Annotated in this window: 24 protein-coding genes; 16 read left to right on the forward strand and 8 right to left on the reverse strand. The window is 43.2% G+C overall.

Annotation, left to right across the window (positions count from 1 at the left end):
• Nucleotides 1-252: 252 nt before the first annotated feature.
• Complete coding sequence (locus EQO05_RS08770) at nucleotides 253-1,227, reverse strand: hypothetical protein (RefSeq protein WP_240664511.1); 975 nt, start codon at nucleotides 1,225-1,227, stop codon at nucleotides 253-255.
• Between the two features lie 213 nt (nucleotides 1,228-1,440).
• Here EQO05_RS08770 and EQO05_RS15770 point away from each other — a divergent pair, with 213 nt between their 5' ends.
• The 4 genes from EQO05_RS15770 to EQO05_RS16225 all read left to right on the forward strand — a co-directional run bounded on the left by EQO05_RS15770 (nucleotide 1,441) and on the right by EQO05_RS16225 (nucleotide 5,867).
• A complete protein-coding gene (locus EQO05_RS15770) occupies nucleotides 1,441-1,965 on the forward strand; it encodes a tryptophan transporter (RefSeq protein WP_205793755.1) in 525 nt (174 codons plus the stop codon).
• Nucleotides 1,962-3,455 (forward strand): ABC transporter ATP-binding protein, encoded by a 1,494-nt coding sequence (locus EQO05_RS08775; RefSeq protein ID WP_205793757.1) that lies wholly within the window; start codon nucleotides 1,962-1,964, stop codon nucleotides 3,453-3,455. Before EQO05_RS15770 ends, EQO05_RS08775 begins: the two co-directional genes overlap by 4 nt.
• Nucleotides 3,452-4,237 (forward strand): energy-coupling factor transporter transmembrane protein EcfT, encoded by a 786-nt coding sequence (locus EQO05_RS08780; RefSeq protein ID WP_128505685.1) that lies wholly within the window; start codon nucleotides 3,452-3,454, stop codon nucleotides 4,235-4,237. Before EQO05_RS08775 ends, EQO05_RS08780 begins: the two co-directional genes overlap by 4 nt.
• A gap of 1,555 nt (nucleotides 4,238-5,792) precedes the next feature.
• On the forward strand, nucleotides 5,793-5,867 hold the full coding sequence (locus EQO05_RS16225; protein WP_370273669.1) for a hypothetical protein: 75 nt from the start codon (nucleotides 5,793-5,795) through the stop codon (nucleotides 5,865-5,867).
• On the opposite strand, the gene EQO05_RS08790 is transcribed toward EQO05_RS16225, so the two are convergent.
• The 6 genes from EQO05_RS08790 to EQO05_RS08815 all read right to left on the reverse strand — a co-directional run bounded on the left by EQO05_RS08790 (nucleotide 5,839) and on the right by EQO05_RS08815 (nucleotide 12,791).
• Nucleotides 5,839-7,491, reverse strand: a complete 1,653-nt coding sequence (locus EQO05_RS08790) for an AMP-binding protein (RefSeq protein WP_128505687.1) — start codon at nucleotides 7,489-7,491, stop codon at nucleotides 5,839-5,841. The genes EQO05_RS16225 and EQO05_RS08790 overlap by 29 nt on opposite strands.
• 99 nt (nucleotides 7,492-7,590) lie before the next feature.
• Nucleotides 7,591-8,034, reverse strand: a complete 444-nt coding sequence (locus EQO05_RS08795; protein WP_128505689.1) for a thioesterase family protein — start codon at nucleotides 8,032-8,034, stop codon at nucleotides 7,591-7,593.
• 107 nt (nucleotides 8,035-8,141) lie between these two features.
• Complete coding sequence (locus EQO05_RS08800) at nucleotides 8,142-8,720, reverse strand: helix-turn-helix domain-containing protein (protein ID WP_128505691.1); 579 nt, start codon at nucleotides 8,718-8,720, stop codon at nucleotides 8,142-8,144.
• A gap of 464 nt (nucleotides 8,721-9,184) precedes the next feature.
• Nucleotides 9,185-10,294 (reverse strand): DNA topoisomerase IV subunit A, encoded by a 1,110-nt coding sequence (locus EQO05_RS08805; RefSeq protein WP_128505693.1) that lies wholly within the window; start codon nucleotides 10,292-10,294, stop codon nucleotides 9,185-9,187.
• A gap of 1 nt (nucleotide 10,295) precedes the next feature.
• On the reverse strand, nucleotides 10,296-12,161 hold the full coding sequence (locus EQO05_RS08810) for a DNA topoisomerase VI subunit B (RefSeq protein WP_128505695.1): 1,866 nt from the start codon (nucleotides 12,159-12,161) through the stop codon (nucleotides 10,296-10,298).
• Nucleotides 12,162-12,578: 417 nt separating this feature from the next.
• Complete coding sequence (locus EQO05_RS08815; RefSeq protein ID WP_128505696.1) at nucleotides 12,579-12,791, reverse strand: Lrp/AsnC ligand binding domain-containing protein; 213 nt, start codon at nucleotides 12,789-12,791, stop codon at nucleotides 12,579-12,581.
• Nucleotides 12,792-12,875: 84 nt separating this feature from the next.
• Here EQO05_RS08815 and EQO05_RS08820 point away from each other — a divergent pair, with 84 nt between their 5' ends.
• Both EQO05_RS08820 and EQO05_RS08825 read left to right on the forward strand, forming a co-directional pair.
• Entirely contained in the window at nucleotides 12,876-13,160 is a 285-nt protein-coding gene (locus tag EQO05_RS08820; protein ID WP_164888514.1) for a site-specific integrase, read from the forward strand.
• A gap of 301 nt (nucleotides 13,161-13,461) precedes the next feature.
• On the forward strand, nucleotides 13,462-13,911 hold the full coding sequence (locus EQO05_RS08825) for a hypothetical protein (RefSeq protein ID WP_128505700.1): 450 nt from the start codon (nucleotides 13,462-13,464) through the stop codon (nucleotides 13,909-13,911).
• A gap of 98 nt (nucleotides 13,912-14,009) precedes the next feature.
• Here the strand turns inward: EQO05_RS08825 and EQO05_RS15530 are convergent, their stop codons facing one another.
• Nucleotides 14,010-14,171, reverse strand: a complete 162-nt coding sequence (locus EQO05_RS15530; protein WP_164888515.1) for a hypothetical protein — start codon at nucleotides 14,169-14,171, stop codon at nucleotides 14,010-14,012.
• 585 nt (nucleotides 14,172-14,756) lie between these two features.
• Between EQO05_RS15530 and EQO05_RS08830 the strand changes: the two genes are divergently transcribed.
• The 10 genes from EQO05_RS08830 (at nucleotide 14,757) to EQO05_RS08870 (ending at nucleotide 22,610) form a co-directional block, all read left to right on the forward strand.
• Nucleotides 14,757-15,383, forward strand: coding sequence for a magnesium transporter (locus EQO05_RS08830; protein WP_128505701.1), 627 nt, complete (start codon nucleotides 14,757-14,759; stop codon nucleotides 15,381-15,383).
• Nucleotides 15,380-15,958 carry a magnesium transporter gene (locus tag EQO05_RS08835; RefSeq protein ID WP_240664513.1) on the forward strand — a complete coding sequence of 193 codons (579 nt, stop codon included), beginning with the start codon at nucleotides 15,380-15,382 and terminating at the stop codon, nucleotides 15,956-15,958. Before EQO05_RS08830 ends, EQO05_RS08835 begins: the two co-directional genes overlap by 4 nt.
• Before the next feature lie 151 nt (nucleotides 15,959-16,109).
• Entirely contained in the window at nucleotides 16,110-17,309 is a 1,200-nt protein-coding gene (locus tag EQO05_RS08840; protein WP_128505703.1) for a potassium channel family protein, read from the forward strand.
• Between the two features lie 156 nt (nucleotides 17,310-17,465).
• On the forward strand, nucleotides 17,466-17,870 hold the full coding sequence (locus EQO05_RS16115) for a DUF362 domain-containing protein (protein WP_255420844.1): 405 nt from the start codon (nucleotides 17,466-17,468) through the stop codon (nucleotides 17,868-17,870).
• Between the two features lie 5 nt (nucleotides 17,871-17,875).
• Nucleotides 17,876-18,343 (forward strand): DUF362 domain-containing protein, encoded by a 468-nt coding sequence (locus tag EQO05_RS16120; RefSeq protein ID WP_255420845.1) that lies wholly within the window; start codon nucleotides 17,876-17,878, stop codon nucleotides 18,341-18,343.
• A gap of 348 nt (nucleotides 18,344-18,691) precedes the next feature.
• Nucleotides 18,692-18,898 carry a hypothetical protein gene (locus EQO05_RS08850; protein WP_128505705.1) on the forward strand — a complete coding sequence of 69 codons (207 nt, stop codon included), beginning with the start codon at nucleotides 18,692-18,694 and terminating at the stop codon, nucleotides 18,896-18,898.
• Between the two features lie 358 nt (nucleotides 18,899-19,256).
• Nucleotides 19,257-19,793 carry a YbhB/YbcL family Raf kinase inhibitor-like protein gene (locus EQO05_RS08855; protein WP_164888516.1) on the forward strand — a complete coding sequence of 179 codons (537 nt, stop codon included), beginning with the start codon at nucleotides 19,257-19,259 and terminating at the stop codon, nucleotides 19,791-19,793.
• A 46-nt stretch (nucleotides 19,794-19,839) separates the two neighbouring features.
• Complete coding sequence (gene msrA / locus EQO05_RS08860) at nucleotides 19,840-20,361, forward strand: peptide-methionine (S)-S-oxide reductase MsrA (RefSeq protein WP_205793759.1); 522 nt, start codon at nucleotides 19,840-19,842, stop codon at nucleotides 20,359-20,361.
• 205 nt (nucleotides 20,362-20,566) lie between these two features.
• A complete protein-coding gene (locus tag EQO05_RS08865; protein WP_128505707.1) occupies nucleotides 20,567-21,394 on the forward strand; it encodes a hypothetical protein in 828 nt (275 codons plus the stop codon).
• A gap of 115 nt (nucleotides 21,395-21,509) precedes the next feature.
• On the forward strand, nucleotides 21,510-22,610 hold the full coding sequence (locus tag EQO05_RS08870; protein ID WP_128505709.1) for an NADH:flavin oxidoreductase: 1,101 nt from the start codon (nucleotides 21,510-21,512) through the stop codon (nucleotides 22,608-22,610).
• The last annotated feature ends 123 nt before the right edge of the window (nucleotides 22,611-22,733 follow it).

Raw genomic sequence — 22,733 nt, forward strand, 5'->3', positions numbered from 1 at the left:
CCGGTAGTGTAGTCCGGCCAATCATTCCGGCCTTTCGAGCCGAAGACTCGGGTTCGAATCCCGGCCGGAGCACCATATACAATTTCTTAGATCTAATCTCTTCTATAACGATTTTTTATATAGTAATTTCCTATCAAGAGTTTTTTTCTACTATTTTTTCTATTATAATCCTTTTAAGAGATTCTTTCATAAATAAAGACCATGAAACCCTGCTGCCGTTAGCCCGGTTTTCTGAAACTAAACTATCTCTTCTTAACGTTTTTTCAGGATAAGAGAATGGAACTCTTTTATTTCCCGGATTCTTTCCAGGTTCTGCGCTTCATCGAGCAGGCCTGTCGTGCTGACGGATTCGAGCGCAGCCTTTGCGGCAAAACAGGCTCCTTTCAAACCCTGTTCCAGAGTAAGCACGCGTAAAATCTCCAGAGACCACGCAATCTGAACAATTACATTTTTCATTTCGCGCTGAGAGACTGCCGCGCCCAGGTTTTCAAGTGCCTCAATTACGGCTTTTGCGTGAGACTCGCTATTCTCTCTTATAGCAGCATTACCCAGATCTTCAAGAATGACTGCAGCTTCCAGTGTACTGGTTTCGATTGCCTGTTTGGCGGAAGCAACTCCAACCTCCCCGAGAAAACCTGTAGCAGCGATTCCAGCAAAAGGAAGACCTTTTTCCATTGATTTGAGGACTACCTGCATAAGGTAAATTTCGGAAAGACTTATCAGCGTTTCCATTTCCATTTTTGAAGCGTTCTTCCCGCAATCCCCAAGCGATTCAGCTGCACCTTTCGCTGCTGCATCCAGTCTTCTTCCCGCAAACTCCAGGGCAAGGTTTCCGATAACGGATAAAGCCTTTATAGCAAGCGGTTCCCGTTTCTGACCGGCAGCTTCAAGCGTTATATCCCCAAGAGCGCGGCATGAAACTATGCATGCCTGCTCCATTTTCGTTTCAGAAGCGACCCTGGCTATATCCCCTATCGAGATGATGAGTGCCTTCAGATCCAGCTCGTTTTCAGCATCGGCTTCCAGGTGAATCAGCTGAAAAGCAAAATCCCTGAGTTTATTAACAGCCTCTATTGTTCCTTTCAGGTCTTCACTATACGCTTTTTTGAACCCTTCTTCAATAGTCCTGACTTCATCAAGCTCATTTTCATTTACAAACGATATACCAGACCCCGCAACAATCCATATTATTCCTACGTCCTTACCCCAGATTAGTTTTCCTGTCAAAAACTTTCTCCTGCTGTCCCTTCCATTCTTCAGCCTTACCGGCTGAGATAGGGGAAAAACATAAAATAAACAACTGAAGCATAAAGTATATATATTAATGTACATTATTATGCTCTATTGTACTATGTTGTGGAATAGAATTGTTGAACTTATAATTACAGTAAATGAGTACAGGAAAATTTGCTCAAAAACGCTTACAGGATGTGGGTCTTAATGAAATCTCAGGATATTGCCATTGTTGGAATCTTGCTTGCAGTAGGTGCAATAGTACGCTACTTATCTCTCGTAATTCCGGGTCCTATCGTATCGAATCTCGTAATAGCTTTTTATTGCCTTGCCATTATACTTGTAATACCCACATTCACGGAAGTCATAGGTATCGGAGTTGTTGCAGGCATAGTGTGTGCGCTACTCAGTCACTCCATATTTCCACCTGCAAACCTGATCAGTGAACCTGTGGGTGCGGTTGCATGCCTGGTAACGTACAAAGCCCTGAGGAATAACTTTTCACTTTCCCCGGCCCCCTCAACCCTAATAGGCACCCTTGTCAGCGGATCAACCTTTGTACTCGTTGCAATGCTTCTGGTTGCCCCTGCAATTCAGGACAAATTCGCCACCATTGGAGCTTTTGCAGCTGCCGTTATCCCTATAGTGGTATTAACCGCAATAGCAAATGCCGTTATTGTCCAGATACTCTACATGCCTGCCTCGAAAGTGCTTGCCAGGGGGAAAGCATGATAGAACTTAAAGATTTTTCATATACTTACGGCACAGCTGAGAGTTCTGTCCTGGAAAAAATCAACCTTGAAGTAAAGCAGGGAGAACTGCTGCTGGTTACCGGGCACAGCGCAGCCGGAAAAACCACGCTTGCCCTTGCAATGGCAGGTGTTCTGCACCATGAAATCGGAGGCAGGATCGAAGGAGAAATTATTTTTAAGAACCGGAAAATCGTAGAATTTGACGGCATGAAAGAACTTAGCCGGCATATAGGGATGGTTTTTGATGACGCGGAGTCGCAGCTAATCTTCACGAGTGTTGAAGAGGAAATCCGTTCCGGACTCGAAAACCGGGGTTATTCCAGAAAAGAACTGATGCGCAGACTGAAAGAGGTAATGGAATTCTGCGAGGTCAGACACCTGAGAAATCGGGCTCCGCATACCCTATCTGGTGGGCAGAAGCAAAAAGTCGCCCTTGCAGCAACTCTTGCCCTCGACACCGAAGTTCTTATCCTTGATGAAGCCACAGCCGAACTGGATACAAAAGCCGTAAGAAGAATCTTTTCAATCCTTAAACGGCTGAAGGAAGCCGGAAAGACTATAGTAATCATAGATCACAACATAGAAGATTTCCTCGAAATCGGGGATAGAGTTGTGCTACTTGAACAGGGCAAAATAAAAGCTATAAAAAGCCCGGCTGACTTTACAGCATTTTCACCTGATTCCAAGGCTGGAATCACCGAACCTGCCAGACCGGCTTTTTCCGTCTCTTATAAGAAGGGAAAAGAAAAACAGCCCGTCATTTCCGTGAGAAATTTAACACAGCGGTACGGAGAAGTCCTGGCACTTGACAACATAAACCTGGAGATTTACTCGGGGGAGCTTGTAGCCTTACTGGGGGAGAACGGCTCAGGCAAGACTACGCTCGTAAAGCACTTTAACGGCCTCTTAAGACCTGACTCAGGGGATGTAATTATAAAAGGTCTGGATACATCCGTAACTCCTGTTAGCGAGCTTGTAAAACACACCGGCCTGGTCTTCCAGAACCCGGACAATATGCTGTTTGAGGATACTATCGAGGCAGAAATCGCTTTCGGATTAAATAACATTAGCATAAACGGCTCTGAGGCTGAAAAAGCAATCTCCGATTCCCTTGAACTTGTAAACCTGAGTAAAAAACTCAGAGTTTTTCCCCGCCACCTTAGCAGGGGTGAAAGGCAGAGGCTGGCTGTTGCCTGCGTGATTGCAATGAAGCCCGAATTAATCGTGCTTGATGAACCTACAACAGGCCTTGATGCCAGAGAGTCGGACAGTATGATGCAGCTAGTACGAAAACTCCAGCAGGAAGGGCATACGATAGTCATGGTAACCCATAACCTGCAGATCGTAAAGGACCATGCTGAGAGGATTATTCGCATGGAAGCCGGAAAAATCGTCGAAGATACCGGTAACCGGGAATATGCAGGTAGAGAACAGATAAGCATAGAGCAGGTTGGAGGCACTTGTGCATGAAAGAAATTATGCAGTATATCAATGGAGACAGCTTCTTACACAGCATGAACCCGATTTCCAAAATCGCGGCTGTCGCAGGAGTTATAATTCTGAGCGTTTTTACAACGAATTCCATGGTTCTCGCCCTGATGGTACTGGGAATATTGCTGGCATCTCTCAAAGCCGGGCTCCAGCAAGAGCTTCTCAGGCAGCTCAAACTCCTGGTTTTCTTAAGTGTAAGCCTGATCCTGCTAACTGTTCTTACCATGAAAAGCGGAGCAACCCTGGGCTATCTTATCCCGCCCGGAGTCTTTACAGCAAGCGGGAGCTTTCCTGTCACAACCGGAGCTCTGGATTTCGGGGTGGTACTTTCCCTCCGCTTCTTTGCAATGCTTTTTTCCTTCCAGCTTCTTGTAGTCACTACAAGGCCCAGCGAACTTATGAAAGCCCTTCTGGCAATCCATATTCCTGTGGACTATGTACTTATGTTCGTGATCGCCCTTCGTTTTATCCCAAGCCTGCAAGTCGAAGGCCAGCGTATACATGAAGCCCAGCTTGCAAGAGGCTATAACCCCGGTAAAGGACTCGGCGGAAAGGTAAGGAGCGTAAAGCCGCTTCTTGTGCCCCTTGTGGCGAATTCCCTGGGAAGGACACAGGTGCTCGGCCTGACAATGGATATGAGGGGATACAGGAGCAGGCATAGTGTGGAAAAGGACAGGCTCGTCTGGAATAAGATAGACTTTGCAGCTGTAGGCTGTGTGGCTCTCACGGGAATTGGTGTGGTACTGACAGGACTTATATAATTTCCTGATGAAACCTGAAGGAATTAAGCTCCCGGCTCTACCCTCTGAAAATCTTATCCGAATTCTGGATTTTGCCTCATTTATATAGAAATTCCCCTAATTCCGTAAGCAAACCGCACAAATAGACCATTCCCTATTTTTTGAAGCGCGGTGTCTATTAACCGTATTCCTGTGAAAATGACAAATTTTGTTAATTGAACTGCAAAGTATCCTTTACCCGACTGGACATAATACAGCTCCGTGCGCAACGTTACCAGCCGGACGGGTTTAATATTCCGGCGCCTGGGATGAATCGGTTTCAGGCAATGCGGCATTGTACAGCATCGTAGTAATAATAACACACAGCTATTTAAAGAAATTAAGAACTCTTTACCTCTCAGGTTTTGGGATGTCAGTGCAAAAAATTTAAGACATAAAAGCGCTATTATTAAAGAATAAGTTAACTTTTGTTAGCATCTATACCAACAAAATATACCAGCAAAAGTGACTCATCAAAGGACTTAAATAGGATAGCACAGTATTGATTGTTTGAAATATTTAGTAAAGGTCAGGTTGGGGAAAACTCAAAAGCTGAATTCTGACAGGGAGAAAAGTCAGATTGTTCATTCAACTTATCTGTAGTCAATAAATCTAACTAAAATGTATAAGTAATGCGTTAGTCTCATAAAGTCAAAGTTCCAAAAATAAGGCAAAAGTTTCATAAATAAAAACGTTCGTATATTAGTAAAAAGCCTGACTAAAAAAGTATTATCTAAAAGTTAAAGATTGTAATTAAAAAAGAAGTAATATCTGAAAGTTAAGGATCCTAATTAAAAAAGAAGTAATATCTGAAAGTTAAGGATCCTAATTAAAAAAGAAGTAATATCTGAAAGTTAAGGATCCTAATTAAAAAAGAAGTAATATCTGAAAGTTAAGGATCCTAATTAAAAAAGAAGTAATATCTGAAAGTTAAGGATCCTAATTAAAAAAGAAGTAATGTCTGAAAGTTAAAGATTGTAATTGATTGAGAGCCCTGTTTGATGACCCCTGGGCTCTCAATCGGTGAAACCCCCTTTGAAGAATACTCCCATATATTCTTCTTACAGTCGTAAGAGAAATAGTGTTGATACCCAATTGGTTGTGATTGGTTGTGGTGATTGATTGAGAGCTCCTAATATGATCCCTGAGCTCTCAATCAGATGAAACCCCTACAAAAAACTCCCCATACGCTATGCACAAGAATACACTATTACGCTTCTCTTACAACTACATCCTTCTAATGCTGAAATTGTATATATAATAAATTACGTCAAATATTCAATTGCCTATCGTTTTTGTATAATCATAAAGTTTTGAATAGGGGAACAATTTACAATATACTTCAAAAATATAATCAATCCATAAAATATGATGACATCTAATTTTTCAATGGCTTCAAATTTTAAAGCAAAAGAATTAACGAATTAAAATTTAAGGAGAAGAGGAATCGGCCCGGAAGGCCGATAATATTATTCAGTTGATTAGATTATTAATCGATTGGTGTCCATAAAACTGTGTTTTAATCAACTGTGTTTTAATCAACTGTGTTTTAATCAACTGTGTTTTAATCAACTGTGTTTTAATCAACTGTTGTTTTCATCCTGTTTTTTAAGAAGCTCCACAGCCAGATCCCTGAGCTTGTACTTTTGAATCTTACCACTTGCGGTCAGGGGATATTCGTCCACGATGAAGACATGCTTAGGAACCTTATAGCGGGCAATTTTGCCTATGGCATAATCCCTTATATCAGCCTCGATAAGATCTGCGCCCTTTTCGAGAATTACAAAAGCCCCTACGATTTCTCCATACTTTTTGTCAGGGATTCCAACAACCTGGGCATCTTTAACTCCGGGCATGGCATGAAGGAATTCCTCAATCTCCCGTGGGTAGACATTTTCGCCTCCCCGGATGATCATATCCTTAATCCTGCCAGTGATCCTGTAATAACCGCTCTCGTCACAGGTCCCAAGATCCCCGCTGTGCAGCCAGCCGCCTTCATCAATTACTTTATTTGTTTCCTCGGGCATCTTATAATAGCCCTTCATAACATTGTATCCGCGACAGCAGATTTCTCCAACGTTATTCGGAGGCACCGGCTCATTGGTATCCGGATCCACCACCCTGACGTCAACTCCGGGGAAATTCTTCCCTACAGTTTCTACCCTGAGTTCGAGAGGATCATCAACTGTGGTCTGGGTCATGCCGGGAGAAGCTTCCGTAAGCCCGTAAACACTTGTAATCTGATAACAGTGCATATCTTTTACAACTTTTTTCATGGCTTCTATGGGGCAGGTAGAACCAGCCATAATCCCGGTTCTCAGAGAGGAAAGGTCAAACATATCGAACATCGGGTGCGTGTACTCGGCAATAAACATTGTAGGCACGCCGTAAAGAGCCGTACACTTTTCCTTCTGGACTGCTGCAAGCACAAGCAGGGGATCAAAAACTTCGAGCATAACAAGCGTTGCCCTGTGCGTCAGAATCGCCATAACTCCGAGTACGATCCCGAAACAGTGGAAGAGAGGTACAGGCAGGCAAAGACGGTCTTCATGGGTGAATTTCTGGCGGTCGCCTATGGAGAGCCCGTTATTCAGAATGTTTTTACTGGTAAGCATAACTCCTTTCGGGAAACCCGTAGTCCCTGAGGTATACTGCATATTAACGACATCATCCCCGTTCACACTCGCCAGGATTTCCCTGAGCTCATCATCGGGATGGTGACTGCCAAGCAACATGAGCTCATTAGTATTATACATGCCCCTGTGCTTTTCCTGCCCTACGTAAATTACGCTCTTGAGATGGGGAAAATTTTTGCTTTTCAACCGCCCTCTCTCAGAACTCTTGAGCTCGGGAACCAGTCCATTGATTATTTCAAGATAATCAACATCCCTGAAGCTATCGATAAGAGCCAGGGCTTTCATATCGGACTGCTTTAATACGTACTCGACCTCATGGCTTTTGTAAGCCGTATTTACAGTAACAAGCACTGCCCCGATCTTTGCCGTGGCAAACATAAAGGTAAGCCAGTCAGGAACGTTTTTTGCCCAGATTCCTACATGGTCTCCCTTTTTTATTCCTATGGCGAGCAGCCCTTTTGCAAGGTTATTGATCCGTTCGTTGAATTGCCCATAAGTAAAACGGAGGTTCCTATCCGGGTAAATGATAAACTCGTGGTCAGGATCTACAGCCACCTGTTTTTCAAAGTACTGACCGAGGGAGTCTTCTATAAGATCCATAGTTTCAGCCTCTCACTTGCATTATCTATTTTTTAGAAACCGTTGGCTTACGAGCCAAGGCATTAAACCTCAAAGCCCGTTTGCGGGAGACAGGTATATTCAGATGGAGCAGGGAGAATCCGTATCCATATCAGCGGTGTCCATTGCAGGGAGCATATGCGCTTTTAGAATATCCCGGATAGAATCCGGAAGGGGAATTGCCTTCTGGAACTTGAAATCGTAATATACAAGCACTGCCTGGCCCCTGACTTTAAGCTCTCCTTCCTGCCAGGCTTCATGCCCGACCGTAAAGGAACTGTTTCCGATCCTTACAATAAAAGTCCTGATCTCCACATCAGACCTGAAATACATCTGGTGCAGAAAATCAAATTCCGTCCTGACCAGAATCAGGTGCCATACATCAGGGCTGAGATCAAGATCCGGTGAAAAAAGCCGGAATACGGAGTTTCTTCCAATTTCGAACCAGACCGGGAGTACGGTATTATTTACATGCCCAAGCCCATCTATATCCCCAAAACGCGGACTAACAACTGTACTGAACATTTCGGATTCCCTTAACTCTGATAATACTTGTATCGGATTTTTTCAAATTAAGAACTTTTCGTTATTTTATGTTAGGTTCTTGCTCTTTTTTCTACCTGACTGCGACTTTAAAGGGGAGCATAGACTACAGCCAGAATTCTTGCGTCTCCCTCTCCTGTTGCGTGAACATCGTGCGGGACAATGGAGTCGTAGTAGATGCTGTCTCCTGCATTCAGCCTCTGAACGTCCTTTCCGTAGAAAATTTCGATTTCTCCTGACAGGACATAGATGAACTCCTCTCCTTCGTGAGAAGAGAGCTGGTGACTTTCTTCGGGGGAAAGGTGGATATCAATAATAAAAGGCTCCATGTGGCGGTCTGCTTTGTCCGAGGCAAGAGAGTAAAATTCAAGAGCACTCTTTTTCGGTCTCTCGGTCTTTCCCGAAAAACGGACTACATTCTCGGACCGCCCTGCCCTGACAACTACAGGTCCGCTCTGGGGCATATCATCCAGAAAAGTACCGAGGCGGACGCCTAAAGCTCGGGCAATCTTTAAAAGAGGTGTTAAGGACGGAACAAGGGCTCCGTTTTCTAGCTGCTGGATTAATTCCTCGCTGCTCTGACTGGCTTCAGCCAGTTCTTCAACGGTCATTTCCTTGGCTTCTCTAAGCTGGCGTATCTTACTACCGACACGGTTCTCTTCTGACATTATTCGATTTCCTCACAAATTTTCTGGGTTAGCGGACCCGGCAGAAAAATATAAACCAGAATCCTGTTGATAGCCTTGAAGGCTTATCTCTTTTGCACCGATCTATTATAAAAAATATGCGTTAAAGTTCGCCTCAACCGTTGACCCGCAAGCGTGGCGTCGCTTGAGCCCGCCCCGGTTACATCGGTCTAGCTAAAGCATGAGTTTTTGATCAAACTTTTTTTGAAAAAGTTTGCGTTTCGCCGGTCGATCACGCTCCGGTTATACCAGTTTCGATAAAGCATGCGTTTTTGATCAAACTTTTTTGAAAAAGTTTGCGATAAAACCCTTTCTCTAAAGGTTTTCGCTCAAGCCTTTTTTGAAAAGGCTTGCGGGCAAGGATTTTTTGTAAAAGTTTGTGAAAGGGGCTGTGTACTCCCGAGGCGCAATTCGGGCGGGACGAAACTTGACCGGGATTCGGGTTTTTAAATCATACCCATTTCTCCTAGTCGGTCAGGGAGATAAACCTCGGTCACGAAATCGAGGCCTTTGCCTGCGAAAGCCTGTTGTTCGGCTTTTTTGCCTATATCGAGCTGGAGCTGGATTTGTTCTTTCCAGTAATCGGATTCGAAACGCGGGTCGGAAAGTTCGCTCCTCAGCGCGTTTATGTCCTGCTCCGTGAGCTTGTCGGTCGAGAGTTCATATTCGACTATGTCCGAGGGCTGGAGGCCAAGAAATCTGGCTGCAGGCGTTGCCATGAATTCCGAGAGGTGGGCACTTTTTATAGCCCCGTAGGCAACCGAGGCATAAATCCTGTAGGACCAGGGATCGCCGTCCGTAAAGACGGCTACAGGAAGATCCAACTCTTCATTCATACGCTTGATGATGCGGCGGGTTGACCTTGCAGGCTGGCCTTTGAGGTGGACAAGAATCGCGTTGTAAGCTTCATCAAACCCGTTTTCCATCAGACGTGCGTACATACCACCGGTTTCTATGGCAATAATCATGCTTGCATCATGGGCTTTGAATTCAATGTTTTCCACATTGAAAGGAATCTGGTATCCGCCTTCGCCCACGTCCTTCTGGCAGTGAATGTTCCGCTCTCCTCTTTTTGTCTGCTCTGTAATTTCAACAGGCCCGAACATGGTAGCCCCATCCTCCTCAGGGCGCATATGGAAAAATTCCCTCTGTAGAGTGGTAAGGAGTTCGAGGTCTTCGATCAGGCGGTCGCTCTCAGCCTGTTCTTTGAACTTTGCAGCTTCCCAGCCTTCTGAGATATAGTAGAGTTCTCGAAGCGTTGATCCGCGGTTATGGGCGAGGTGCTCGTTTATAAGGAAATCTGTCGCATAAGTAGTTTTCAGGAGCTGGAACGCCCCTTTTACGGTTTTTGCGCTCCTTTCGCTTTCCCTGTCGCCGTAGACCCAGACATCACTCTCATCGGAATATTCTATATTTGCTTTCGTCCGGCTTGGAAGGCTGACGCTTGGGACAATCTCATTCTCAAACTGGTTATATATCCTTTCTGCAAGCTCAAGCAGCTTTTCCTTTGCAATGGCATCTGCCTGAATGGTTTTGCTATTTGTTTCCCTTGCCATTTTATGCCCCCTTAAAGGCTTTTGCCCCGGTTACAAGCTCTTCTTCAAGCCCTTCCACGATCAGGTCGGGAAGTTTTCCGAGTTCTTTGTCGGTTACAGTTTCTATCCTGTAGCTCAGCACCTTTGAAGCCCCCACTGATGCAGAGATATCCCACACATAATCGTAATCATTGCCCAGAGTCACAACCTTTGGTTCGGGCTTTGCCCTGCTGATTGTCCAGGGCAGCATTTCATGAACTCTGAAAGCGTATGAAGAGGTTCCGAAATTCTTAACCTTAATTACGATATCTGCGGACCCGTCTTCGTTCCTCTTCACTTTCCTATGTACGAGCAGGTTTCCCATAATCTTTGCAACAACAGGATTGATATCAGGGACATCTTTTTCCAGAATATTTGCTACCTTTGACGCCATCTTCGGGAGCACCTTTGTAATGATTATCTCTTTCTCCCGGCGCTTCTTGAGGTTGTTCTGTTTGCTAAGATAGTGCTTGAGTTTTCTTGCAACCTCCTTGATTGCAAGGTCAATCTCATCTTTGATTACGGGAATATCTGCAATTGCATCCTTTGATTCCGAGGTAAAGGGCACGTTAATAGATGCGACATGAATAAGCAGGATAGCCGGACCTGCAGGAATTCCCCCTCCAGGCTGGTTTAAGCCGTACTGCTTCCATTTGATGTCTTCTACTGCATGTGTGGTCACACAGCCTCCCTGCTGGTAAAGCAGAGGCACACGGTTAGCAAAACGCATTATGCTGATCTTGTCTTCTTTCGAAAGGTTTCCCCCGTAGGCGAACCCGACTTCCACTACAAAGGGATTTCCGGAATATACTGCGGGTTTTCGCGTGCTCGTGGCAATAAAATCCACATTCGTTTCTTTTTCAAGCCCTCTGTATATCAGCTCTTCCCCAATCGGGGAAAGGCAATCTGTCGGAGGAGCCATGATCTTTACCTTTTCAAAAGCCTCGATTAATTTTCTAGCTTCATGGCGTCCCAGGGTTTTCGGGTCGATTTCGGGATCAAGCCCTGCCGCTTTGCAGATTTCCTCGGCAGTTAACAGGCCTATTTTGCAGAAAGAGTATCGGAGAAACGGGGCAAGCTTCTGGCGTTCGGTGTAGTGGAGCATTTTCATAAGAGTGCCAAGCTCTATGCCTTCAGGATGGGGCAGGATTTCTTCGGCTGGCTCAGGCATCTTATCCGTGGCTCTTTCAAAGACCTCTTCATTGCCGTCAGGTTCTATAAGGGTAATTCTTGCATGGGGGTTCACAATTGCAGTGGCTTTGAGGTACTCGTAAATGGACTGCCTTCTTCCTTTTACGTAGGCAGCCTTCATTTCCAGCTCGATCTGGGTCCCATGCGGGCGGAACCAGTCCTTTATCTCGTCTTTCAGGATATCAGGCTCATTCGTGCTGGTATTGATCATAAGCTCGTAATAGTGTGCAGGAGTACTGGAACCGGTCTTGGACATGATTTTCGTATGCCTGCCTGCAGTCATCTGGGCATAAAGTACGGCTGCGGAAATCCCTATTCCCTGCTGTCCGCGGCTCTGCTTGAGGGCATGAAACCTTGAACCATAGAGAAGCTTTGCGAAAACCTTCGGAATTTGCTCCTTCACAATTCCTGGCCCGTTATCTTCTATAATTACAGTCACATAATCCTGTCCGGTTCTTTCGACCTGGACAAGAATGTCAGGCAAAATACCTGCTTCTTCACAGGCATCAAGGGCATTGTCAACAGCTTCCTTTACGGTCGTTATAAGGCTTCGAGGCGCCGAGTCAAAACCCAGAATCTGCCTGTTTTTTTCAAAAAACTCTGCGACACTTATTGATTTTTGGTTTTTTGCAAGTTCTTCTGCAATGGTGAATTCCATGAAATTTTACCTCAGGTTGAAAAATCAATGTAACTTTATACTATTTTACAAATACTAAAGTAAGAATCTCTGCTTTTTAAGTGGCAAATTTTAGTCATTATTTTTTTATAATTTCCTTTGAATGTCCTTTAAAACATAAGAAATAGCTTGCAGCCTGAAAATTAATTTTATAATACAGGAAAATAGTTTACAATATAAAAAAATATCTTTATAACACAACAAAAGAGCTTAAAATCAGAAAAATTTTCATTATTACATTTATTATTCAAACAGGTTTAATATAAATCTCTAATCAGGAAACTTCTAACGATTTCCGTGTTTCAAAAGGGTTAAGATATAAAATCCGCGCCTGCTAGAAAACATAAGGACATTCTGTTTTGTATCATGATAGCACATTGTTGATTTCGACTTTTCAGTTTAAAGTTCTGCCCCGACAATTGTTTTGGTGGCTTTTACGGTTTCGCTTTGTCTGATTCTATCTACCACGTCATTGAGGTCATTCAGATCTTCAACATCTATAATTATTACAAAATCATATTCCCCAAAGACATGATAAACGTCCTTGATCCCTTCGATATTCTTCATTTCCCTGTATGCCGCCTTTTCATAACCAGGCAGCACGTTTATCATTGTTATACCGATTATGGCAACACAACCTTAAATTTTATTATATTATTAATGAGCTAGAATGTATGTGAAAATAGAGGTATTATTTTGAAAAGCTTGTCTGATAAATGGCTTGGAGCAGTTGCAAAGTCAGATAACACGAAAAGAAATTACTCGCATGCTATTAAAGCATTTTGTGAATTTGCAGATAAAGATCGTGATCAACTCACCATTGAAGCTGAAAAAGAAATCAAAGAAGGTTTGCTAATGCGTGAAAGGTCTGTTTCTGATTATGTACCAGACTTCATAGAGCATTTGGAAAGCAAGAACCTTGCTCCTAATACCATTCGTGGGTATATAATGGCTATTCAGTCATTTTTACAATTACTATGATATTCAATTTCCTAAACAGAGGAGTATATACACTAAAATTGAATAACACTTTTTTTATATATGTTTTTGAATATCAGCCGGGGCATATACTCGAATAAATAACTTATGGCTAAATCATTTAACTGTAAAAATGTTGGGAAGTAATTTAGACTCGAAATTTATTTGAAAATTGCATTGGTAGAGAACTTGGACATAAAATTTATAAGGGGTTAACAAAAAGAAGTTTATGGAGTTTGAAAGTACCTTCCAAGTTATCCAAACTCCATAAGACTCAAATTGAATTATTGAGAGGTTTTATTGGATGAAATATGTGACCTCAATTCCAAATAAAACTCAGGAAGTAGTCGGAGTTTTATTTGGAATTGTATTATTTTATTTTTGGCTCGTACTTATAGATAAAATAAAAATGTTATTGTTTTCAGAAGTGATCGTTATAAATAGCAGCAAGATAATCAAGGCTCAATACTGGGGTCAAATAGATCAATGGCTTGCAGCAGGTCTTATTTTATTCTTTCTGATTTTTGGACATTATTTATTGTGTAGTAAGAATATGAGCAGAATTGAAAAAAATCGTGATATTATCGGTATGAAAAGCGCATTAATAGGCTTTATTCTGTGGCTTTTTATAACAATAGTAACTTTTTTATTTAAGATTACTTTTCCATACTTTTTCAATATAGCAGGTGGATATCTTATAATAATTTTTATTTATTTTTTATTAAAAAACAAATTATATAAATTTGAAATTTAAAAAAAAGATAGATTTGGATCTATGTGAACTACCTCTCCCTGCCTGATGGCGAGGAAAGGGACTTCTCGCTTTAAGCCTATGACTGGGCCAATAAACTTTTACTTTTCCTTCTCTAAAGACCTGAATCCCCAGGTCCTACCTTTTAATTTCTTACATAATTTACCACGGTCAGCTAATTGTAGTAATCTATTTTTTGCAAATATTGGATTGCATCCGACTTTCTCGGCAACCTCAGCTGCAGTACAGGTAGCTTCAGCCATACACTCATCGAGCTTACCCCAAAAGTTGTTATTATTCGACATTAATAAGAATTTGGAAGCTATTTTCTGTATCATCAAATCTATTTACTGTTCCAAATTTCAACTCTGAGACATAACTCTGACTTTTGGGATTAGCTAAATATGTAGATGCACTGTGTGCAGTTCCTCTAAAATGGTTTCATATTTAACCTAAACTTTATGAGATCATGTAAGAACTTGTATTTTCTTATCAAATATCATACAGTGAGATTAAAAACGCCAAAGTGTCTAAAATTAGAGGTAAATTTTTATAATTGTACCTACTTATTATATTTTAGTTATGCAGAATTGATGTGTTTCCTTATTCATTTTCACTATTATCATTGTGACTCCTATTACTATGGGTACCTATTATCAGGTAACAGCTGCAAGTTATTTATCTTTTTTCCGGGAATCCGAAAAACTGATCGAACTGGTTGAGTTTCCCCCATCTTTAGCTCATTTATAGCAAAGTTCCAAAATTCTCTCTGAGTAATAATTTTTATAAAGCTCCCCTTTTCTAAGGTTAGGGATTATTTTAATATTATCAGTGTATAATACAAGCGCATGCCCTCAGAGTCGCACAGGGACGAGGATATTTTCGAGTCCCAGTATATTGATAAATACCTGAGCGAGTACGCGAGTGTTTCATCAATAGTACGTGAGGCATTACCTTTTGAACTTCTTGCCACTGTGGGAGGAGTTATTGCAGGGATAATCTTTTCGGGGATGACAGCCGAACTTGAGATGATCCCGGGGCTGCTTGTGATTTATCCCGGTGTGCTCGGGCTCAGGGGAAATATTTCGTCTACCCTCGGTTCAAGGCTTGGCAGTGCAATTCACCTGGGACTGATTACGGATCTCGACAGGCATAATCCCGAACTCATGAATAATATCTCCGGTTCCCTTATCCTGAGTGTTATTGTCGCTGTAATACTCGGGTTTCTCGGACATTTCGTAACCCTCGCTCTGGGCTTCGAAAGTGCCGGTGCCTTCACGCTGATCCTTATCTGCGTAATCTCAGCGTTTACGTCCGGGGTAATTCTATCTTTTGTTGCAGTTCTGCTGGCTATAGGAACGTTCAGGTTCGGTTTTGATCCTGATAATGTTGTCACGCCATCGATTGCAACCCTCGGGGATATCGTCTCCATGCTCATGCTTTTCTTCTCGGCAAAGCTGGTGGTGATGCTGTGACGAAAGGAAGGCATCAGACTCCCTATTATACGGTCAACGGCATCATTCAGCGCGGGCTTCCGGTACTTTTCATCACATGCATAATGGCAATTCTTGTAGGGCAGATCCTGAATTCAAGAGAGGAAAGCCTTATATCCATGCCAGCGATACTGATTCTTATTCCTTCCCTTATCAAGATTGGGGGAGATACCGGCAGCATGCTTGGAGCAAGGCTCTCGTCGGCTTTCCACATGGGGCTCGGAGATAATCTCAGGAGTAACCCGGTTGTACGCAACAGCGTTATTGCAGCCTCAATTGTAGGGTTTATTTCGTCGATTTCGGTCACCATACTGGTCTTTCTGGCAAGCAGCTTCTTTGGCTTCAAGATGCCTTTCCTTACCCTTCTGCAAATAAGCCTGATAGCCGTTATCATAGAGCTTTCTGTTGTCTATTCCGCAACTGTAGCTATTGCCTTTGCTTCCCACCGGTTCGGGATCGACCCGGATGATACGGTTATCCCTTTTATAGCAAGCCTTGGAGATCTGGTCGGGGTTGCGGGAATTCTCATAGCCCTTCACCTGTTGAACATTTTATAAACAATGTTTTAATTAAAAGTCAGTCATACTATTATTCAATTTTATTATATTCCAGCCAGGCTCTTAAAGGCCTTAATAATTCAAAAATTAATAATTACTATGAAGTATATACTCATACACACCAACATAAGGTAGAGTTGATATAGAGACCATGTTCCCTAAAGAATTCAGATACAGTCCAAAGAATCTTAAGGATCTTTTGACTGAGATGAAGGACACTTCCGAACTCATGGTAGATCTTGCATATACTGCAATGATCTATGATGATGAGGATATTGCAGAAGAGGTACTCAATCTTGAAGATAAGATGGATACCCTCGATTACCACATGAAGATGGCAGCGATGTTAAGCACACGCAGGGTTGACGAGGCCGAAGGGCTCCTTGGAGTTTTACAGGTTGCTGCGTGTTCGGAAAATATTGCAAATGCCGCAGGGGATATCGCCAAAATAGTGCTTATGAATATGGGCATTCCTATGGAGCTGAAAGTTGCTCTCAGGGAAGCGGAAGAAACCGTAGTCAGGGCAACAATCGCTACTGAATCCGCGATGGCAGGACGTACGCTTGGTGATCTTGAACTCGACCTGGAGACAGGTATGTGGGTTATTGCTATCAGGAGAAACGAAGACTGGATTTATGACCCTGACAAAGAAACCCGCCTGCGCCAGGGCGATGTTTTGATTGCCAGAGGGCATGACGAAGGAGTCCCCCTTTTCTTCGAGATGGCCACGACACGAAAATTCATCCCAAGGGAAATCGAGCACAATAAGCTTTTAAAAGACCTTGAACATGCCGTAGATATCATCGTGGATATGAAGAATATGTCCGAGCTGTCGGTAGGGCTTGCATATTCGGCTATCCTTTTTGACAACGAGGATATTGCATATGAGGTCAGTGCCCTTGAATCCGAGATGGACTCAATGAAGTACGAACTTCAGCACTGGGTACTTGAGACCGCAAAGCACGTTGAGGATGTAAACCTGTTAAGGGGAATTCTGCATCTTGCAAGCGCCTCTGAAGGTATCTCCGATGCAGCGTACGGAATTGCGGATACCGTGCTCAGAGATATAGAACTTCACCCCATTATCACCCTCGCAGTGAGGAATTCCGAAGAGGTTATTACAAGGCTCCAGGTCGAGAAATGTTCCCCTATAGTTGGAAAGACATTCTTTGAGCTGAAGCTTGAGACTGAAACCGGGCTGCATGTAATGGCAATCAAGAGAGCCGACCGCTGGGTCTATGCTCCAAAAGGCAATACGGTTGTCCAGGCTGGAGATATGCTTATTGCACGCGGCTCAAGGATCGGGGAAGGGGCGCTTATAGAAATGTGCGAATGTAAACTTAACCAGTAATCCCCCTGCCATGCCCGCTCAGCCGTTGTTACGGGCTTATTTACAGGAAGTATACTCCGGAGCGACAGGTTTCGGACCCTTTTACTTTCCTGAAAGCTGGCAATATCTCTGACTTTTATATATCGGGCTGCATATTATTATGCGGGAGTTTTGAGTATGGCAGTTGTTGGGCTTTCAAGAAATAAAGATACCCTGGAATCCGTAAGAGCGGCAGTTGAACTCGCAGGAGGGCTTGGAATTAAGGAAGGATCAACTGTACTGATCCGTCCGAATGCAAATACCGCAGACCTGCCTCCGGGCTCGACAAATCCCGAGATCCTGAAGGGCGCTATACGGGAAGCAAGAAAATGCAATCCGGAAAAAATCATTGTTGCCGAAAAGTCAATGACCACGCTGGATACTGAAATGGTGCTCAGAAAGCTTGGGCTCTGGCAGGCGGCTGAGGCCGAAGGAGCGGACGAAATCCTTACCTTTGACCATATGAGGCGTTCGCATCTGAAACTGATGGCGCTTTCTCCTGGCCGGAAGGGTTTTACGTTCCCGAGTTTCTGGCTTCGGTAGATTACATGATTGCGCTTCCTGTTATCAAGACTCACTGGACTGCAACATTTACCATGGGCTTGAAATCCCAGATCAGCATAACCGCAGACCGGGATAGGAGGCAGCTTCCTCATGGTAAGCACAGGGATGTGCTTTTCGGGAATATGATTGCCGAATCAAATCTTGTTTACAGGCCGGACTTTTATATCTCGGACGCTACGAAATGTTTTGTGACGGGGGGCCCTGATCTGGGAACCCTGAAAGAGCCCGGAATTGTAATGGCAAGTCAGGATGTTATTGCAAACGATACTGTCGGGCTTGCCCTGTTAAAAACCCTTGGCACGGTTCCGAAAATCCAGGAGCATTCAGTCTGGGATCAGCCCCAGATCCGAAGGGCAGTAGAACTCGGGTTAGGGGTACGCGGCAGAGACGAAATTACCATAAAAGGTTCAGAGGTCGAGGAAATCGAAGAAATTCTTGCCAATCTTTCCTGACAGCTCTCCGGAAAGCTTTTTAGGACAGGTGAATTCAGGTTAACAGGTTCAGGAAACTGATTCCTGCTCCCTAAATTTAGAAACTTTTTGTTTCTCAAAGTAAAAATTCTAAAAATAAAATACTTATTTAAGTATTTGCAAAATGCAAAATAAAAGCCCTCATATATAAAGTTAACAGGTCCTGACAATTTTCCAGCTATTTTAAGAGAATTTAGAGTAACTTATCGCGTTCAGCTTTCGAATTTTTTTGCTTTTACTTCTCCTTTCTCCAGGATCGTGGAAATCTACTCACATATCACCATAATTTATTTATTTTCGACTTCCCCATAGATTATGGGGGAATTTTCAATGAACTGTGAAGCTTGTGGAGCAGAAAGTGAAGATAAATACTGCGTTGAATGTGGCAAAGTTATGAATGAAGTCGTAAGACGGGTAGGGGAAAGACGCTGGGCTGCAATGGATGATTGTGCGTTTATCTATCCGCTTGTCCAGCGTGTAGCCAGGGGAGAGGCTACGGTGAATGATATAATTCAGGCGCTTGAAGTGGAAGACTGATTCCTGTTTTTATCGGGATTCAGTTTAAGGCTTCCTCAGATGGCTGTATGGTTTTTTCTTCGGATATTTCCTTCCGGCAGGCAATATGTTAGCTGAGGATGCCTGTCTATGTCTGCCGGATCTCCAGCCGGGGGTTCCAAACACGCCTGAGTTAAATTTTAAGTCAAACCTCAAAATACGCTTTAATAGGGTTCAATGCTTTGAGATCAATTTAGCGCATGCCCTGTACCCGAGCCTTAAGGTTATATCTCTTTAGCTTTAATATTACAGTGTTAAGCAGTTTTCCTGCTGTCAGGAGCTGGTGCCATATATGAACAGATAGACCGGTGCAGTTGTTCTTGTAGTCTTGCTTGCAGGAATGCTTTTGATTTCGGGATGTGTTCAAAAAGAGAGAACAGAGACACCTGTAAATAACGAATCTCCCGAAGCCGGCAAAGGGGATGAAAACATGAATATTCAAAATATAAAGCTTTTTAGCAGCGCATTTGTAGCTAACGGCAGTATTCCGAGAAAGTACACCTGTGACGGGACGAATATAAATCCGCCTCTTGAGTTTGAAGGCATTCCTGAAGAAGCCGAAAGTCTGGTGCTCATAGTAGACGACCCTGACGCTCCCATGAAAACTTTTACGCACTGGGTTGTCTGGAACATAGAGCCTGTAGCAAAAATAGAAGAAGACAGCATACCAGGGGTCGAGGGAATAAATGATTTCAAGAAAATAGGATATGGCGGACCATGTCCACCCTCGGGCACACACAGGTATTTCTTCCGGGTATATGCTCTGGACAGGCAGCTCGAGCTTAAAGCAGGAGCAGGACGAAAAGATCTTGAAAATGAAATGATCGGGCATATTATTGCCGAAGGGGAATTAATGGGAAAATACAGCAAAAAGTAATTTTTTTAAGGAGGGGAAGAGAGTGGAAGAAAATCGAACAGCTGAAATGAATCCTGATTTCTTCGAGAATCCCGGAGGCGGCCTGGAAAAAGCAACCTTTGCTGCCGGCTGCTTCTGGGGCATTGAAATGGCTTTCCGGCAGGTTAAAGGGGTAGTTACAACCGCAGTCGGTTTCAGCGGCGGGCACTTTGAACGCCCTACCTACGAACAGGTCTGTACGCTGGATACCGGTCACGCCGAAGCAGTTCGGGTTATTTTCGATCCGAAAGTGGTCTCTTACGAGACTTTGCTTGATGTCTTCTGGAAAATCCATGACCCTACGACAAAAGACAGGCAGGGTCCCGATATCGGAAAACAATACCGCTCAGTCATTTTTTACCATAACGATGAGCAAAAGGCTGCTGCCCTGGCTTTAAAAGAAAAGCTTGAAAAATCAGGGGCTTTCAAAAATCCCATAGTGACCGAGATTGTGCCGGTTTCGGAGTTCTATATGGCTGAGGAGTATCACCAGCAGTATTATGAAAAGAAGGGTTTCCTGCAGAATGTACTCAGAAGCCTGAAGAAGTAATTACCGGAGGTAAACAGGCTGTTGTAATTCTCCAAACTGGGAATATAAATTTCAAAAAGGCTTTTTTGGCGGAATAGCGCTCAAATCAGCGCTGTTTGTTACTTTATATTATTTCCAATTTTTCTTGCCTTCTAAATTACACTATATAACTTGATATACGACACTGGACACAGATATTCAACTCTTTAATTTTTGAGGTGATGTTATGCGTTTCAAAATTCTAGCCGCTGTAATGTCAATTTTGCTGGGAATTGTGGTTTTTTCTGCTTATTCTGGTTCCAGTAACGAGAGTACACAGGATGACAAAGAGATTATTCAAAAAATAGAAATTAACAACAGCAGTTTTTTTGAGCTATCGAAAGACTGGGATGGTTTTGAAACAGTAACCATAGATATTGATAAACTCAGGAAAGCTGCAGATAAGGGCAACGTGACAATTAAAGTAATGGGTGAATGTTTTAATATTGAAATTCAAGAAAAATCCAGACTCGAAGGTGAAAATGCATATTTTTACACAGGACGTATCACCGGGAGTAAAGAGGGTAGATCTGATTTATACGTAGAAGGAGAGTATTTAGGCGGATCAGTTGAGCCGGGAGAACCTTGGAACGTTACATACAATATTGTACATACCGATGAAAGGTACAACGGGAAAGTAGTTCACATTATATTTGTGCAGGATTGGGAAAAACAAAGGGAAAGACTGGAAAAGATGGGAATTGATCCTCTACACTTTTTCCTAATAAACAGTGATTCCAGAAATCATCTAATGTCTATTGAGATTTTTGATTTTAATAATAGGTCCGTGTTCAAAGAGAGCTATACAATTAATCCCGGAGATACGATCTCTTCACCGAAAATAAACGCCGAATTGGGACAATACAGGTATGAAATCCTTCTGGATAATAAATTTACCTTTGAACAGAGAGTACAGGCTGATTACGCCGCTGATGTTAGCTCTTCAGAAACACTATACATATACGTTAACGATGATCCAGAAATCCCTATTACATTTGGAATTGATGTTTCCTGAGTAAATTTTTCTTTTTTTTCTTTCACATTTGGAGAAACTTTGCCCCTGAACGCAAAGTTCTCTTTCCTTTAAGATTCGGGATAATTATTTACCCTCCCTTATCCTATTTTTTCTCATGATTTTTGACCCTATCACTATCTGTAACCTGAAGCTCCAGAACCGCTTTGTAAGGTCCGCAACGCACGAATTCCTTGCTGAAGAAGACGGGACGCCAACCTCAAGGCTCGGAGACCTTTATGAAGAGCTTGCAAAAAACGAAGTCGGGCTTATAATAACCGGCTATTCCTATGTGCTTCCGGGCGGGCAGAGTGATAGTCTCCAGCAGGGCATCTACGATGATCGTTTTATTGAACCCTACAGGAAGATAACCGAAAGGGTGCACAGGTACGGAAGCAAAATAGTGCTCCAGATCGTGCATGGAGGGCGGCAGGCAAGCGTTTCGGAGGAATACCCTGTCCCCATAGCTCCTTCGGCAGTAAAAGACGGGCATTCGGCAGTTGTGCCGAGGGAAATGACCGAAAAAGAAATTCTGGAAGTGATCGAGGCTTTTACAAAAGCGGCTGTCAGGGCAAAAAAAGCAGGTTTCGACGGGGTGCAGCTACACTGTGCCCATGGCTTCCTCTTAAGTAATTTCATATCTCCCTATACCAACAGAAGGACCGACCGCTGGGGAGGCTCGGTGGAAAACCGGGCAAGAATAGTCATGGAAATTGTCAGGCGCATAAAAGAAGAGACCGAAAATTCTTTTCCCGTGCTGGTCAAACTGAATTCGACCGATGGTTTCCAGCCTGGCTGTTCAAAAAAAGCTGAAATAGGACTTGATATTTTCCAGGCTGTAGAAATTGCAAAGCTTCTGGAGAAAGCCGGAGTCTGTGCAATTGAGGTCAGCGGAGGAATAGGTGAGACCGGTGGGGTAACTATAAGGACCGCAATCAATGCTCCAGCCAAAGAAGCATATTTCAGGGACTGCTCCAAAACAATAAAAGACGCTGTGAATATCCCGGTTATTCTTGTAGGAGGCATAAGATCGCTTCAGGTCATCAGTTACCTGCTTGAAAACGGGTTTGCAGACCTGGTCTCAATGAGCAGGGTGTTTATCAGCGAACCTGACATTGTAATGAAATTCAAATCAGGGCAGGTTAAAAAGGCAAGATGCGTATCCTGTAATCTCTGTTTTGATCCGGAAGGCGTAAGCTGCAACTTTCAGTTTGAGTAAAGGCTCCGGCTCAATCGCAAACTTTTTCAAAAAAAGTTTGATCACAAGCCTTTTACAAAAAGGCTTGAGCGAAAACTTTTTCAAAAAAAGTTTTATCAAAAACTAATGCTTTATCGAAAACGT

The sequence above is a fragment of the Methanosarcina sp. MSH10X1 genome (assembly GCF_004099695.1).
Lineage (GTDB): Archaea > Halobacteriota > Methanosarcinia > Methanosarcinales > Methanosarcinaceae > Methanosarcina.